Raw genomic sequence first — 14501 nt, 5'->3', positions numbered from 1 at the left:
GGCCCGCCCTGCTGGCGGATCCTTCGCCGGGCGTTCGCGGCGTTGACCGGCTCTACTTACACGCTGGCAGTGCTAGGAGTTCCGCGCAGCTATGTACGGTCCAACCGCTCTGACCGTAGGAGTCGTATGCAGATGTGGAAGCGACCTTGACTGCGGTGCCATTCACTTGCGCGAAGAACGGGACGGGATCGCCTTCGGTTGTTCGCTGGATCCAGGCAAGGGTGGCAGTTCGTCCGTGACGTGCAACCTGATCGAGGCACCGCAGTGCCTCTCCTGGCAGTTCACCGTTCCCGTGAACTTCCACCTGCCCGCAGTCCTTCCCCGTCGGTACGTGTACCCAGCTCGGTGCTCCGTCGAGTTTCCGAGCGGCGTCGACGGGATCAGCGGGGGTGCCACTGCAGGCTGCGAGGAGCGCCACAACGACGAGCGCGAGCCCTGCCCCGATGATCTGACGCTTGTCCACGAGATGAGCATGGCCGATATGGAAGCGCTCAACGGTCACGATCCAGCAACGTGTCGATAGCCGCTCGGTCAGCGGGACGGTGACGCGACGCCGCCGCGGATGGGTCAGTAGCCGCGGCGGTAGAGCGTTTGAAACACGAACACCCAGACGACGAGGGCGGCCAACCCGACCCCACCGATCCACTTCGCGGTCGTGCCACCGGTGAACAGCAGCCAGAAGCACAGCGCGGTCAAGAACCCGGTGCCGACTGCAATGGGGATTCGATAGCGCGTTGTCCATGTCTTTGGGATGGGGCCGTCAGGTTCGTCAACATCGCTCACGACGCGAGCGTAGTTCCGGCGACGACAGGCAAAGTGGCCTCGGCGAACTTGTGCGGCTTCACGCCTCGACGAGTTCCGTTGGCCGATCAGCTACCGGACGCCGCGAGTGGAGGGTTGAATGCAAGCATGTTGTCCCGCCTGCCGCCTCGTGTGCTCGGCCTTGCAATCGGCGCGGGGGCTCTGGCCGCAGGACTCGTCATTGCGCTCATCGGCGCCGGCGTCGGGTACGTCGGGCTCATGGCCGGAGGGCTGGTCATCAGTGCGATGGGATTCCTGGCCGCGATCGTTGGTGCGATTGGCTTCGCACTGCACGGGTCCGCCCGATCCGACGGTGAGTGAACGGAACAATCCTGAGCCGATGGGAGTGTCCGATCGGCGATCGGCTACCGGCCGCGCTGGTTGTCGCTTCCTCGTCGCCACTCTCCGCCGGCGCACACCCCAATCCGCGTCCCGATGAGCGATCGCTCACCGAACACCGAATTGGCAGGCTCACACCTCCCAGTCCGACCGGTAGGTTCTGCCGCTGAGCAGACTCGCGAGCTCAGCGTGCACCGTCATGGTCTTGCTCAGGCGGGCGGCCCGGTCCTCGCTGAGCGTGTCTGCTTCCCAGTCCCGCTCCGAGAAGTACGCCGTGTACGGGTTCACCACGCATTTGAAGTCCAACATCAGGGACTGTGTGAGCGCGCCGGTCGCCATGTAACTGTGTGGCAGACCGGCAGCGCACACGAAAGTGACCACTTTGTCGAACCAAGCCGCACAACGGCCGTCGCCGGTCGCGCCTGTGGCCTCGATGAGCGATTTAACGGTGGACGACGGAGCCCAGTTGTAAATCGGGAACGCCAGCACCACCCCGTCAGCCTCACGGACGAGACTGTGGAGCGCGCCGAACGCATCACTGTCGAACACCCGGTCGTTGTCGAAAGCCGGCAACGCGACCGATGCGAGGTCAATGACGTCGGATCGGTGTCCCGTCGCGGTCAGGAGGGCTGCCGATTGCTCGGCGAGACGGCGACTGCAGCTGGCGGGGTCGAGGCTGCATGAAATGACGGGCAGGCGCAGGGAGACCATCAGGTCACGGTACCGAGTTGTTCGCAGGTCGAACTGGCGCGATCTGTACGGCCGGTGTCACGACGCTCGCTGGTGCCGCAGGACCGAGTCCGATTGGCTGATCGTGTGACCGACAAAGACGTCCGCGACTCTCGCAAAACGGCGAGCCTGGGCACTCGACCGCCTCCAGGACGATCTCTCCTCGCCGCCCTTGCACGCCAAGCGAACGTGTCGGCGCGGACGTTCTCACGCCGGTTCACGGCCGACACCGGCGTCACCCCGATGTAGTGGGTCCTCCGCGCCAGGATCGACCTGGCCAGAGAACTCCTCGAACGCACCGACTTCACCATGACCCAGATCGCCGAAGCGACCGGGCTGCGATCCGACGCAAACCTCCGCCGCCACTTCGGCAGCATCGTCGGCGCCTTCCCCACCGCGTACCGAACCACGTTCCAGGAATGAAACCCTGTCGCAGTAGCGCATCGGTCATCGGGACATGCATGCTGCAGGTGCTGCGACGAGTACAACGACGTCAGCCCTGGGTCCCTTCTTGCGACCGTTGTGGTCTTCGCGCCGACGGCGCATGGTGGCCAGGCAATTCCGCAGCCCCTCACGAGGCCGTCCGTTGGATCACCAGGTCAGTGAGCGCGCGTCCCCTGATCTGTGTCACGTCGGGCCCTACGCCTCGTTGCCCGACGGAAGCCCATGAGCACGGCGCCGCACACAACCGTCGCGATGATGCCAATGGCCGTATCGCCGGTCGACTCGCTTCCGTAGTTTGACCAGGGCAGTCCGAGAGTCCATTGCAGTGCAGGGCCCGCTACGAGTAGCGCTCCGGCCGGTACGACGACGATGAGCAAGGCGCGGCGGCCGCTCCAAGCAGGATGAAGCAGAACGACCAAGGAGGCCGCGGCGACGACCGCGAAAGCACCGTAGATCCACGATGCTCCGGACATCCGCCAGCCGTCGTGTGCGAACCAGTCTTGGACCCCACGGATGGTCCGTGCCCAAGCATGCTGACCTCGGCCATGTGTCGACGAGATGACAGGCAACGGCCACCCGATGATCGCGAGAACTCCGGCGATTGCGCTCGCGATTCCAAGCAAGACCGCCCCGGAGCGCGACCCGGTTCTGGGCTCGACGTCGAAGTCGGAGATGCTCACGCGGAGGAGGCTATCGGGCGAGAGCGACGCGCGGAGGGACAGCGCGGTTCCGATGCGGTGGGACAGCAGAACGTGCCAGCTCGGTGCCGAGTGTCCTGCGTGAACCAGAGGACGTGGCCGCAGGAACACGAAAACCCCCGGCCGGACCTGATGGTCCTGCCGGGGGCTTCTCGGTGGTGGGCGATACTGGGATCGAACCAGTGACCTCTTCCGTGTCAGGGAAGCGCGCTACCGCTGCGCCAATCGCCCAGATTCCCTGTCTGAACCGGAGTTCGCACAGGATCTGGAGGGTGTTGCTGGAGGTGGGGACGGGATTCGAACCCGCGTGGACGGCTTTGCAGGCCGCTGCCTAGCCTCTCGGCCACCCCACCATCGAGGTTCACGTCTCCGTGAGTACCCGAACGGTGGGATACCCTCTGGTGAGTCGTGGGACTTCGAGAAGCCCCACACTCGAGCGGATGACGAGATTCGAACTCGCGACCCTCACCTTGGCAAGGTGATGCGCTACCACTGCGCCACATCCGCACTTGTCTTTCCGCTGTCGCGGCGACGACGTAAACTCTATACGAACCCGGGGGCATCCACCAAAATCCTTCGCGTTCACCGGGCGTGTCCCCCGATTTCATGCGGATCCGGCCGGTTCGAGCCCCCTCGCACGGCGCAGTCTTCGCCATGTGGTGCGCGGTTGCGTGCTCCGTGCCTGCTTTCAGGCCCGCACCATGCGGTCAAGCTCGCACGGAGGCGCCAATGCCGCACCGTGCGAACGTGCCCCAACGCCGCACGGTGCGCCGCTGCACACGCGCAGCGCGCCACACCCGGGGCGCGCGCCGTGTTCGATGCACCGCCGGACTTCCGCTACTATCGACTCGCACGAACAGTGCAGGGGGCGATTGGCGCAGTTGGTAGCGCGCTTCGTTCACACCGAAGAGGTCATCAGTTCGAGTCTGGTATCGCCCACCCTTGAGACAGAGCCCGACGCAGCAGCGTCGGGCTCTTGTCATCTCACCCGGCCGCAGTACGCGGGCGACACCACCAGCACGATCGGACGAAGGGGCGCATGACCGACGTCGACCTCGAGTTCGCCCGGGTCCGAGCGGTCCTCGACCGTCCGACCCTGCGCCTCATGTCCCGCCCGACGAGCGCGACGGTCCTCGCCGTGTTCCGCACGGTGTTCGACCGCGACGTCCAGTACGTCCCCGCCGACCGGATGCACCTGCAGGTCGAGGAGCACGTCGCCCGCCTGCAGGCATCGGGTGCACGCGTGCCCGCGAGTGAACAGCACGAGCAGAGCGAGCAGGACCCCCGACCGAACGGCCGTGCCCTCTGCCGTGAGTGGGTGGCGGCCCAGTGGCTGGTCCGCTCGAACTCCCCCGACGGCGACGAGCAGTACTCGCTGACCAGTCACGCGCTCGAGGCCCTGAGCCTCGTCGACGCCCTGTCGGCCGACCGCGCCCTGATCAGCGAGAGCCGGCTGGCGATGATCGTCGACGCCGTGCACCGCTGGGCCGCCCGCGCAGAGCCGGACCCCGACGTGCAGATCCGCCGCATCGACGCCCAGATCGCCGAACTGCGGGCCGAGCGTGAGCGCCTGGAGCACGGCGACGACGTCGTCACCGTCGAGGACGACCGGATGCGCGACGGGTACACGAACATCTCCGACCTGATCCGGCAGCTCCCGAGCGACTTCAAGCGCGTGGAAGAGGCGGTCGCGACGATGCACCGCTCGATCGTCGAGGACTTCCGACAAGAGGTCCGCCCGATCGGCGAGATCCTCGACGACTACCTCGCACGCACCGACAACCTGATGCAGGCGACGCCCGAGGGCCGCGCGTTCGAGGGCGCCTTCGAGCTCCTGCGCGACGACGCCCTGCTGCTCCGCCTGCGCGACGACATCGCGACGATCCTGTCCCACTCCTTCGCCGACGGCCTCGGAGCCGGTGAGCGTCGCGCGTTCCGCAACACCGTGACGATCCTGCGCCAGGGCATCGAGGACGTCCTCGCCCAGCGGCGTCAGCTCACCGCGACACTGCGCGACCAGATCGTCGCCCACGACGTGGTCCGCGACCGTGAGCTCGACGCCGTGATCCGCTCGATCAACCGCGGCCTGGCGACACTCATGGACCAGGGCGGTGCGCGCGACCGCATCCCGCTCCCGCTGCTGCCGGCGGCGGCCGAGGTCGGCACCCTGCGCGAGCGCTTCTACGACCCGGACGCCGAGTCGGTGCCGCCACCCATCGAGGAACCCGACGACGACGTCTTCGAGGACCTCGACGTCGAGATGCTCCGCAAGCACGGCGGCCCGCTCCTGACCGAGCTGCGAGCCGCGCTCCGGTTCGCCGAGGCCGACTCGAGCGTCGACGCCTTCCACGGGCTGCCGCCCGAACAGCGTCGACCGGTCGAGCTGTTCGGCCTCGCCCACCTGCTCACCGGACGCGACGACTTCGAGTCCGCCGCGCACGTCGCCGAGCACCGCACGGTGCGCCCGGACGGCAGCCCGGTCACCTTCCACATGCCCACCGCTGCGCTCGCTGCCGAGCACGCGCCGGTCGGCGATCCCCACGACGACAACGCACAGGAGGCACGGTGAGCGACACGACGCCGGCACCGGTCGACGAGACCGTCCCGTACGACGACCCCGCAACGGTCGTGCAGGACGACGAACGCGACGAGTCCAGCTTCGCCCTCTTCGAGGGCGACGAGGGCCGGCTCGACGAGCACCAGCGCCGCGCGCTGGTGGCGCTGCTCCGGCACTCGTACGTCAGCTCCCGGACGCACCCCGACGAGTGGCGTGCGGTGCTCGACGCCGAGTACCAGTTGCGGTCGCGTCTGAACGACCTGTTCCTCGAGCTGCACGTCGACCGTGACCGCGAGGTCGCGTGGAAGCGCCAGGCCCGCTCGGAGAGCCAGCGCCGCACGTTCCCCACGTTGCTGCGCGACCTGCCGTACACCCGCGAGGAGACGATCGTCCTCGTCTACCTGCGGATGCGCCTGCGCGCCGACGCCCGACCGGGTCCGGACCAGGTCGTCGTCGACCGCGCGGAGATCCTCGGGCACGTCGCCGGGTTCCGACCGGCGACCGCGACCGACCGCACGCGCGACGAGGGCCGGGTGGCGAAGGCCGTCGAACGCCTCGTCACGGCGCGCATCCTGATCCGCACCTCGGACCCGGACCGTTTCCGGGTGGCGAGCGTCGTCGAGGTGCTGCTCCCCCTGGAGCGCCTGCTGGAACTGGACACGTGGCTGCGGACCACCACCGCGCAGGAGGACCCGGCCACGCCGGGTGGCGAGCCGACCGACGGAGCCGACCCGGGCCTCCCGGCAGACGGCGAAGCCGAGACCGACACCGACGACGACGGCGAGACGGAAGCATGACCGACACCTTCCAGATCCCCGCGCTGTTCGACACGGTCGCGCAGTGGCGCGCCGAGTCGATGCAGGTCGTCAACTGGGGCGGGTTCCACGGCCACCGGCAGGTCGAGCTGTCCGGCACCGCGACCCTCATCTCCGGCGCGTCCGGCACCGGCAAGTCCACGCTGATGGACGCGTACCTGGCCGTGATGATGCCGTCCGACGTGCCGTTCAACGGCGCCTCGAACGACGCCACGACGGGTCGCGCGCGCAGCGCCGACCAGCGCAACCTGCTCACGTACCTGCGGGGCAAGGTCGACACCCGCCGTGACCCCGAGTCCGGTGCACTGCGCGACGTCAACCTGCGCGGCGACGACCAGACCACCTGGGGCGCGGCCGCGGTCACGTTCCGGAACGACGACGAGCGGCGCTTCACGGTGCTGCGGGCGTACATCGTGCCGAAGCGTGCGCGCGGCGTCGGCGACATCCAGATGACCATGGCGACGGTCGACGACACCTTCGACCTGCGCCGGCTCGAGGAGTTCGTGCCGACGCGCTTCCACCACCTCGAGCTGACCGGGCGTGTGCCCGGGCTCGTGATCCGCGACACCTACCAGGAGCTCGCGTACACGCTGCAGACCCGGCTCGGCATCGGCGACTCCGGCGGCGGGAACCGGGCGATGCGCCTGCTCGCACGCATCCAGGCAGGGCAGCACCTGCCGACGGTCGACGCGCTGTACAAGTCGCTCGTGCTCGAGACCCCGGGCACCTACGAGGCCGCCGACCGCGCCCTCGCGCACTTCTCCGCGCTCGACGAGGCGTACGAGGCGATGGACACCGAGGAGCGCAAGGTCCGCATCCTCTCCCCCATCACCGACCTGCACGACGAGATCGAACGGTCGAAGGCCGCGGCCGAGGCCCTGGACGGCATCGCCACCGGCGCCGAGGTCTCCCCGTTCGCGCACTGGACGGCCTCGCGGAAGCGGGACCTGCTCGACGCCGAGGTGGACCGCAACGGCCGGGAGCGCACCGCCTCCCGCGCCGAGGTCGCCGCCGCCGAGGCCCGGCACGCCGCAGTGGAGATCGAGCTGCGTGACGCCGAGGCGCGGCTCCGCGACCAGGGCGGCAACGCGCTCGCCCAGCTCGAGGACCGCATCGAGCGACTCACCCGTGAGCGCGACGCGGTGGTCCGGACCCGGGCGACCTTCGACGAACGCACAGCGGTGCTCGGCACGTCCGTCGCGACCGAGGCCGACTTCACTGCCGCGCAGCGCAGCTCGCACGAGTTCCTCGGTTCCTACGCTGCTTCGCGCTCGTCGTTGGACGACCGCCGCGACGCCCTGACGCGCGAGGAGTACCCGCTGCTCGACCGGGAGCGCTCGCTGCGGCAGGAGCGGCAGTCGCTCGAGCACCGTCAGGGCGCGATGCCCCTGCCGATGCACGAGGCCCGGCTCGCGATGGCCCGGGCCGCCGGCATCGACCCCGCCGACCTGCCGTTCGTCGCCGAACTGCTCGACGTGCAGCCCGGCGAGGAGCGCTGGCGCACGGCGATCGAGTCCGTGCTGGCCCCCGTCGCCCGCACCCTGCTGGTCGACCAGGACCGCCTCGGTGCGTTCAGTGAGGCGATCGACGCACTCCGCCTGCCTGTCCGCGTGCAGTTCGAGGGCGTGCCGACCGGACCGCACCTGGACCTCGACGGCGATCCCGCGATGGTCTCCGGCAAGCTCGCGATCAAGCACTCGCCGTTCAGCACCTGGGTGCGGGAGCGGATCGAGTCGGACCGCACCGACGCCCGCTGCGTCACCGACGCCTCGGAGCTCGGTGGTGGTGGCCGACGCGTGACCGAGTCCGGGCAGCTCCGCGACGGCCGACGTGGTGCGCACGGTGACCGCCGCCAGGCGAACGTCATCGGCTTCACGAACGAGGCCCGCGTCGCCGCCGTCGAGCAGGAGCTCGCGTCGATCGCGCAGGACCTCGCCACGCTCGAGGCCCGTCGCACCGACGTCGCGCAGGACCTCACCGCGCTCGACGTCCTCCGCGCCGCGCACCAGCACGTGGTCGACGTGACGTGGGACGCCATCGACGTCCAGGGCGTCGAGACCTCGCTCGCCCGCCTCGACGAGGAACGCCAGGCGCTCCTCGCCGCCGACGACGGCCTCCGGACCCTGCGCGCCTCGGTCGCCCGCCTGCGGAAGTCGCTCGACGAGACCGCCGACCGCCGCTCCGCCGCACGGCTCTCCGTGCAGCGCCTCGAGGAGCGGCACGCCGTGCTCGTGGACGGCCAGGACGCCGCCGCCGAGATCCTGTCGCGTTTCGACGACACCCCCGAGTCGTTGCCCGACGACGAGCAGTCGCGACTCCTCGCCGAGACGTTCGCCGAGGTCGGGGCACCGGACGGTGTGGACGGTTTCGACGACGCGACCCGACGGCTCCGGCGACGCCTCGAGGAGCGGCTGTCGCAGGCACTCGACGGTGCCGCAGCGGCCTCGACGTCGTTGACGCTCACGTTCCAGCGCTACCAGGACGCCTGGCCGGACCCGAACCTCGGCACCGGCGTCGCGTCGTACCCGGACTACCACGCCATCCTCGACCAGATCGTCGCGACCGGCCTGCACGCCCGCCGCACCGAGTGGCGTCGGCGGCTGTCGCAGTGGAGCGGCGAGGACCTCGTGCCGCTCGCCGGGGCCTTCGACCGGGCCGTCGTCGAGATCGAGGAGCGCCTCGAACCGGTCAACGAGATCCTGCGGGACCTGCCGTTCGGCGCCAACCGCGACCGTCTGAAGATCCAGATCCGGCGGGTCACCCGCGAGGACGTCACCGCGTTCCGCCGCGAGCTCCGCGCCCTGTCCGCCTCGGTCGACGCCGAGCTGACCGACGACGTGCTCGAGACCCGGTTCCGTCGGCTCCGGCGCTTCATGGCCGTCATCCGCCCCGACCCGGACGCCGCCCGTGGCCGCACCACGCAGCGCGACGCCGTGCTCGACGTCCGGCGGCACATGGAGATCACGGCGGTCCGCTACGACACGTCGGGCAACGACCTCGGTGTGTACTCGTCGCTCGGTGACAAGTCCGGTGGTGAGACGCAGGAGCTCGTGGCGTTCATCGTCGGTGCGGCGCTCCGCTACCAGCTCGGCGACGAGACCCGGCCCCGGCCGCGGTTCGCCCCGGTGTTCCTCGACGAGGCGTTCATCAAGGCGGACTCGGAGTTCGCCGGCCGTGCCGTCACCGCGTGGCTCCGGCTCGGGTTCCAGCTGGTCGTGAGTGCGCCGCTCGACAAGGTCACGGCGCTCGAGCCCTCGATGGAGCGGCTGCTCTCGATGCGCAAGCACCCCGAGACCGGTCACTCGTCCATCACCGAGATCGCCCGGGTCCCCGCCGACGCCTGACGCTTGCCGAGAGGTCACGAACTGTCGGATGGCGGCGGCGCCGCCGACAGTTGGTGACCACTCAACGCGCTACCGGCGGGGTGTCCTGACCACCCGGCACGCGCTGTGGGGGCGCCCGGCGACGGCCTGGAGGCGCGGGGCGAGCCCGCCACGGGCCTCCCGGCCGTCGTCCTGCCGGTCGCAACACCCTGCTCACCTTCGCGCACTGGTCACGATGCGTCGCCTGGCGGCGCCGCCGCCGACGGCCTGCGACCACTCGGAGCACGGCCGACGGGATGTCGTGGCCACCCGGCGGGTGCTTCGTCAGCGTGTCGACAGGCGCCGCACAGACGATCCTTGACCACTCGCCGCTACGGTGATGCCGTGTTCGGACGCCGCTCCCCCAAGCCCCGCCCCGACGACGCCCCCGGCCTCGGCATCGGTGCGCTCGTGCAGGTCATCGACTCCGCGGAGGGCGGCGAGCGGTGGGCCGACGAGCCGATCGGTGTGATCGTGGCTCCTGGCGGCAACCAGATCGTCGGCTACCCCGGCGTCGGCGAACCGCTGTCGTGGACCGTCGCGTTCGAGGAGCCCGTGTACACGAAGGACGGCCGCGGCCCCTTCGAGCGCGCGACCGTCCTGAGTCGTCAGTTGGTGCCGATCACGACCGGCAGCGGCGAGTAGCCCAGCGGGCTCAGTACTCTTCGGAGCCGCTCTTCATCATGGCGGCGACCGCCATGCAGCAGCCCACACCACCGAGGACGCCGATGCCGATGATGATGCCGGCGATGAGTTCGAGCATGGGGTGACTCCTTGGTTGCTTCGGCCGTGTGGCTTCCCTCAGGTTAGCGGATGCCGCGACGGATCAACGGATGCCGCGACGGATCAGCGGATACCGCGCATGAGCTTCAGGACCGGCTTGGCCAGGACGAGCAGGACCACGCCGACCGCGACGGCAACGAGACCGAGCACGGCGAAGTACGGTGCCTCGTTCGCCGGGTCGTAGTACTGCGACAGCACTCCGGTGACCGCGGTGCCGAGAGACACCGACAGGAAGAACAGCGCGACCATCTGCGTCTGGAACTTCGGCGGCGCGAGCTTCGTGGCGACGGACTGGCCGACGGGTGACAGCAGCAGCTCGGCGAGCGTGAAGACGAGCAGGATGCCGACCAGGGCGAGCAGCGGCGTGCCGTTCTGGCCCGAGCCGACGAAGGGCAGGAACAGCAGGAACGCGACGCCCATGATGCCGGTGCCCAGGCCGAACTTCGTCGGGGTGGACGGCTGTCGGTCGCCGAGCTTGGTCCAGAGCGCCGCGAAGACCCCGGACAGCACGATGATGAAGACCGGGTTGATCGACTGCACCCACGAGACCGGCATCTCCCACCCGAAGAGCGAGCGGTTCAGTCGCTCGTCGGAGTACACCGTGACGACGGTGAACTGCTGCTGGTAGAGCGACCAGAACACGGCGCTGCCGATGAAGAGCGGGATGAACGCGAACACCCGCGAGCGCTCCTGCGCCGTGATGCCGCTCGTCAGGATGACGACGAAGTACCCGATCGTCGCGAGGATCACGATCGCGACGACCACGGTGGGCAGGTTGCCGACGTTCAGCAGCCCGGTCAGGACGGCGACCGCGATCACGACCAGGGCGACGACGACCCCGACGCCGATCAGCGGCAAGCGTCGGCGATCGACCGGGTTCGTGACGTGGCGGACCGTGTCGGGCAGGTTCTTCCGACGGATGGCGTACTGGACCAGGCCGGCTGCCATGCCGACGGCGGCGAGCCCGAAGCCGTAGTGGAAGCCGAGCGAGCTCTGCAGCAGCCCGGTCAGGAGCGGCCCGAAGAACGCACCGAGGTTGACGCCGAGGTAGTACAGCGAGAACCCGGCGTCACGGCGGGGGTCTTCGCGGCTGTAGAGCCCACCGACGATCGTCGTGGCGGTCGCCTTGAGTCCGCCGGACCCGAGCGCGATGAGCACGAGCCCGACGCCCACGCCGGCCACCCCGGGGATGAGCGCCAGGGCGATGTGGCCGAGCATGACGACGATCGCGCTGCCGAACAGTGTGCGGTCGGCACCGAGCAGCCGGTCGGCGATCCACGCGCCGATGATCGTGAACAGGTACACGGCGCCGCCGTACGCGCCCATGATCCCGGTCGCGATGCCCTTGTCGATCCCCAGGCCGCCCTGCGTGACCGTGTAGTACATGTAGATCAGGACGATGCCCTGCATGCCGTAGAACGAGAAGCGCTCCCAGAGCTCCACCGCGAAGGGCGTCGACAGCTCGAACGGCTGTCCGAAGAAGGTGCGTTTGGGCTTGGGATCGTGTCCCGTGGTGGAGCCTGACATGTCGGCCAGTCTGCCCCGCGGGCCGGTGGCGCGCCCAATCGTTGATGGGTGCTCATCAAATCGATCGACGCGTGCAGTTGGAGGGTTCCCACCATCGTGGTCGGTCCGTGCCGGGCAGCGTTGTGCGGCCCGCACGGCGTTCCGCCGGCTCCCGGCGGTGGTGTCTAGCGTGGGGAGCGCAACACCGGACACCGCAGTTCAGGAGGACTCCGACCATGGTCGACACCGCATCCGCGCAGCACACCGGCACGCCCACGGCGAAGCACGACGCCGGCGTGAACCCGGGCACGAACGCCAGCGAAGAATCGGGCGAGAACGCGAGCAAGCACACGAGCGACAACCCGAGCAAGCACACCGACATCCGCATCGACGTCGACATGGTCGAGACCCTCCTGCTCGGCCGCTGGGCCGAGGACCGCCGGATCTCCCGCCGCCTCGTGCTCGACCCCGCACTGCACAAGACCGAGGGACTCGGCACCATCGAGCACCGTGCCCGCGCGTTCGAGCAGCTGCAGATCCTGGTCGACGCCGGAGCCATCCAGCGCCCCTACCCGCCCGAGCTCGGCGGCCAGGACAACCACGGCGGCAACCTGGCGGCGTTCGAGGAGATCACCACCGCCGACCCGTCGCTGCAGATCAAGGCCGGCGTGCAGTGGGGCCTGTTCGGCTCCGCGGTGCACCACCTCGGGACCGCACGGAACCACGAGGAGTTCCTGCCCGGCATCATCGGGTTCGACGTTCCCGGCTGCTTCGCCATGACCGAGACCGGCCACGGTTCGGACGTGCAGAACATAGCCACGTCGGCCACGTACGACCCCGCCACGCAGGAGTTCGTCGTGCACACGCCGTTCCGCGGGGCGTGGAAGGACTACATCGGCAACGCGGCCCTGCACGGCAAGGCGGCCGTCGTCTTCGCGAAGCTCGTCACCCAGGGCGTCGACCACGGCGTGCACGCGTTCTACGTGCCGCTCCGTGACGACGACGGCGCGTTCCTGCCGGGCGTCGGCGGCGAGGACGACGGCGTCAAGGGCGGCCTGAACGGCATCGACAACGGCCGGCTGCACTTCGACCACGTCCGCGTCCCCCGCACGAACCTGCTGAACCGCTACGGCGACGTCGCCGAGGACGGCACCTACAGCTCGCCGATCGACTCGCCCGGACGCCGCTTCTTCACGATGCTCGGCACCCTGGTGCAGGGCCGCGTGTCGCTCGACGGTGCCGCGGTCGTCGCCCAGAAGATCGGGCTGCAGATCGCGCTGATGTACGCGATGCAGCGCCGGCAGTTCCCGACGGCGGGCGGTGTCGAGGGCGTCCTGCTCGACTACGGCCGGCACCAGCGCCGACTGATCCCCCGTCTGGCGACGGTGTTCGCGCAGTCGTTCGCGCACGAGCAGCTGCTCCGCACCTTCGACGACGTGTTCAGCGGGCGCGCCGACACCCCGGAGCGCCGCGAGGACCTGGAGACCCAGGCCGCCGCGTTCAAGTCGCTGTCGACGTGGTCCGCCCTCGACACCCTGCAGGAGTGCCGTGAGGCCTGCGGCGGCGCGGGCTTCCTCGCCGAGAACCGCCTGACGAGCCTGCGCGCCGACCTCGACGTCTACGTGACGTTCGAGGGCGACAACACCGTCCTCCTGCAGCTCGTCGGCAAGCGGCTGCTCACCGACTTCCGGAAGCGGGCGCCGCGCGACGCTGCGTCGACCGCCAAGTTCGTCGCCTCGCAGGTGGGCGCCAAGCTCGCGGACGCCTCGGGCCTCCGTCGCCTGGGCCAGACCGTCGCCGACCGCGGGTCGCTCGCCGCGAGCGTCACGGACCTGCACGACCCCGCCACGCAGCGCGCGCTGCTCGCCGGCCGCGTGGACACGATGGTCACCGAGATCGGGCTCCGGCTGAACACCGCCGGCAAGGACCGCGCCCGCCAGGCCGTGCTCCTGAACCGGTCGCAGCACGAGCTGATCGAGGCCGCACGCGCCCACGCGGAACTCATGCAGTGGGACGCCTTCACCGAGGGGCTCGACGCGGTCCCCGAGGGCGACACCCGCCGGGTCCTCGTGTGGCTGCGCGACCTGTTCGCGCTCGGGCTGCTCGAGCAGCACCTCGACTGGTACCTGGTGCACGGCCGTCTGAGCGCGCAGCGTGCCCGTGCGGTGTCGGCGTCGATCGACCGGCTCGTGGCGCGGCTCCGTCCGGTGGTCCCGCAGCTCATCGAGACCTTCGGCTACGAACCCGGCCACGTGCGGGCGCCGATCGCGCTCGGCGAGGAGCAGGCGCGCCAGGACGAGGCCCGTGCGTGGTTCGCCGCCGAGGCGGCAGCAGGACGACTCCCCGAACAGGAGAAGAAGCCCCGCGCGTAGCCGCCCGGTGCGGACGGTCCGGCCTGGAGGCACGGGTCGGGTCGTCCCCGCCGGCCCCGCTCCACCGAGCGCGCGTCCACAGCGCCACTCACGAG

10 protein-coding genes and 4 tRNA genes are annotated in these 14501 nt (G+C 69.7%); 8 read left to right on the top strand and 6 right to left on the bottom strand.

Annotated elements, in window-relative coordinates:
- Window positions 1-567: 567 nt before the first annotated feature.
- Window positions 568-783 (bottom strand): hypothetical protein, encoded by a 216-nt coding sequence (locus ACIPV1_RS02370; protein ID WP_123938074.1) that lies wholly within the window; start codon window positions 781-783, stop codon window positions 568-570.
- Window positions 784-909: 126 nt separating this feature from the next.
- On the opposite strand from ACIPV1_RS02370, the gene ACIPV1_RS02365 reads away from it, so the two are divergent.
- Window positions 910-1122, top strand: coding sequence for a hypothetical protein (locus tag ACIPV1_RS02365; protein ID WP_123938075.1), 213 nt, complete (start codon window positions 910-912; stop codon window positions 1120-1122).
- Window positions 1123-1272: 150 nt separating this feature from the next.
- Here the strand turns inward: ACIPV1_RS02365 and ACIPV1_RS02360 are convergent, their stop codons facing one another.
- Window positions 1273-1851 carry an NADPH-dependent FMN reductase gene (locus ACIPV1_RS02360; protein WP_228505728.1) on the bottom strand — a complete coding sequence of 193 codons (579 nt, stop codon included), beginning with the start codon at window positions 1849-1851 and terminating at the stop codon, window positions 1273-1275.
- A 327-nt stretch (window positions 1852-2178) separates the two neighbouring features.
- Between ACIPV1_RS02360 and ACIPV1_RS02355 the strand changes: the two genes are divergently transcribed.
- Window positions 2179-2292, top strand: a complete 114-nt coding sequence (locus ACIPV1_RS02355) for a hypothetical protein (RefSeq protein ID WP_260154805.1) — start codon at window positions 2179-2181, stop codon at window positions 2290-2292.
- Window positions 2293-3167: 875 nt separating this feature from the next.
- Here ACIPV1_RS02355 and ACIPV1_RS02350 read toward each other — a convergent pair.
- The 3 genes from ACIPV1_RS02350 to ACIPV1_RS02340 all read right to left on the bottom strand — a co-directional run bounded on the left by ACIPV1_RS02350 (window position 3168) and on the right by ACIPV1_RS02340 (window position 3518).
- Window positions 3168-3242, bottom strand: a tRNA-Val gene (locus ACIPV1_RS02350).
- A 48-nt stretch (window positions 3243-3290) separates the two neighbouring features.
- Window positions 3291-3364: transfer RNA gene (locus ACIPV1_RS02345), tRNA-Cys, on the bottom strand.
- Between the two features lie 82 nt (window positions 3365-3446).
- Window positions 3447-3518, bottom strand: a tRNA-Gly gene (locus ACIPV1_RS02340).
- Window positions 3519-3877: 359 nt separating this feature from the next.
- Here ACIPV1_RS02340 and ACIPV1_RS02335 point away from each other — a divergent pair.
- From ACIPV1_RS02335 to ACIPV1_RS02315, 5 genes are all read left to right on the top strand, one after another.
- Window positions 3878-3950, top strand: a tRNA-Val gene (locus ACIPV1_RS02335).
- 100 nt (window positions 3951-4050) lie between these two features.
- Window positions 4051-5580, top strand: a complete 1530-nt coding sequence (locus ACIPV1_RS02330; RefSeq protein WP_123938077.1) for a DUF3375 family protein — start codon at window positions 4051-4053, stop codon at window positions 5578-5580.
- On the top strand, window positions 5577-6365 hold the full coding sequence (locus ACIPV1_RS02325) for a DUF4194 domain-containing protein (protein ID WP_131880009.1): 789 nt from the start codon (window positions 5577-5579) through the stop codon (window positions 6363-6365). The genes ACIPV1_RS02330 and ACIPV1_RS02325 overlap by 4 nt, the downstream gene beginning before the upstream one ends.
- A complete protein-coding gene (locus tag ACIPV1_RS02320) occupies window positions 6362-9727 on the top strand; it encodes an ATP-binding protein (protein ID WP_402725705.1) in 3366 nt (1121 codons plus the stop codon). Before ACIPV1_RS02325 ends, ACIPV1_RS02320 begins: the two co-directional genes overlap by 4 nt.
- Before the next feature lie 363 nt (window positions 9728-10090).
- Window positions 10091-10390, top strand: coding sequence for a hypothetical protein (locus ACIPV1_RS02315; protein ID WP_123292766.1), 300 nt, complete (start codon window positions 10091-10093; stop codon window positions 10388-10390).
- Window positions 10391-10591: 201 nt separating this feature from the next.
- Here ACIPV1_RS02315 and ACIPV1_RS02310 read toward each other — a convergent pair whose 3' ends face one another.
- On the bottom strand, window positions 10592-12055 hold the full coding sequence (locus tag ACIPV1_RS02310) for a peptide MFS transporter (RefSeq protein WP_123938080.1): 1464 nt from the start codon (window positions 12053-12055) through the stop codon (window positions 10592-10594).
- Window positions 12056-12270: 215 nt separating this feature from the next.
- Between ACIPV1_RS02310 and ACIPV1_RS02305 the strand changes: the two genes are divergently transcribed.
- Window positions 12271-14406 (top strand): acyl-CoA dehydrogenase, encoded by a 2136-nt coding sequence (locus ACIPV1_RS02305; protein WP_402725704.1) that lies wholly within the window; start codon window positions 12271-12273, stop codon window positions 14404-14406.
- Window positions 14407-14501 lie beyond the last annotated feature (95 nt).

This window comes from Curtobacterium sp. NPDC089991, assembly GCF_044748425.1.
In the GTDB taxonomy this organism is placed as follows: Bacteria; Actinomycetota; Actinomycetes; order Actinomycetales; family Microbacteriaceae; genus Curtobacterium.
This window is presented reverse-complemented; position numbering and strand designations above follow the sequence as displayed.

Bases quoted from the DNA above. Each gene is read 5' to 3' on its own strand.
- ACIPV1_RS02365 (WP_123938075.1), top strand. From the start codon at position 910: ATGTTGTCCCGCCTGCCGCCTCGTGTGCTCGGCCTTGCAATCGGCGCG.
- ACIPV1_RS02310 (WP_123938080.1), bottom strand. From the start codon at position 12,055: ATGTCAGGCTCCACCACGGGACACGATCCCAAGCCCAAACGCACCTTC.
- ACIPV1_RS02320 (WP_402725705.1), top strand. From the start codon at position 6,362: ATGACCGACACCTTCCAGATCCCCGCGCTGTTCGACACGGTCGCGCAG.
- ACIPV1_RS02305 (WP_402725704.1), top strand. From the start codon at position 12,271: ATGGTCGACACCGCATCCGCGCAGCACACCGGCACGCCCACGGCGAAG.
- ACIPV1_RS02355 (WP_260154805.1), top strand. From the start codon at position 2,179: ATGACCCAGATCGCCGAAGCGACCGGGCTGCGATCCGACGCAAACCTC.
- ACIPV1_RS02360 (WP_228505728.1), bottom strand. From the start codon at position 1,851: ATGGTCTCCCTGCGCCTGCCCGTCATTTCATGCAGCCTCGACCCCGCC.
- ACIPV1_RS02330 (WP_123938077.1), top strand. From the start codon at position 4,051: ATGACCGACGTCGACCTCGAGTTCGCCCGGGTCCGAGCGGTCCTCGAC.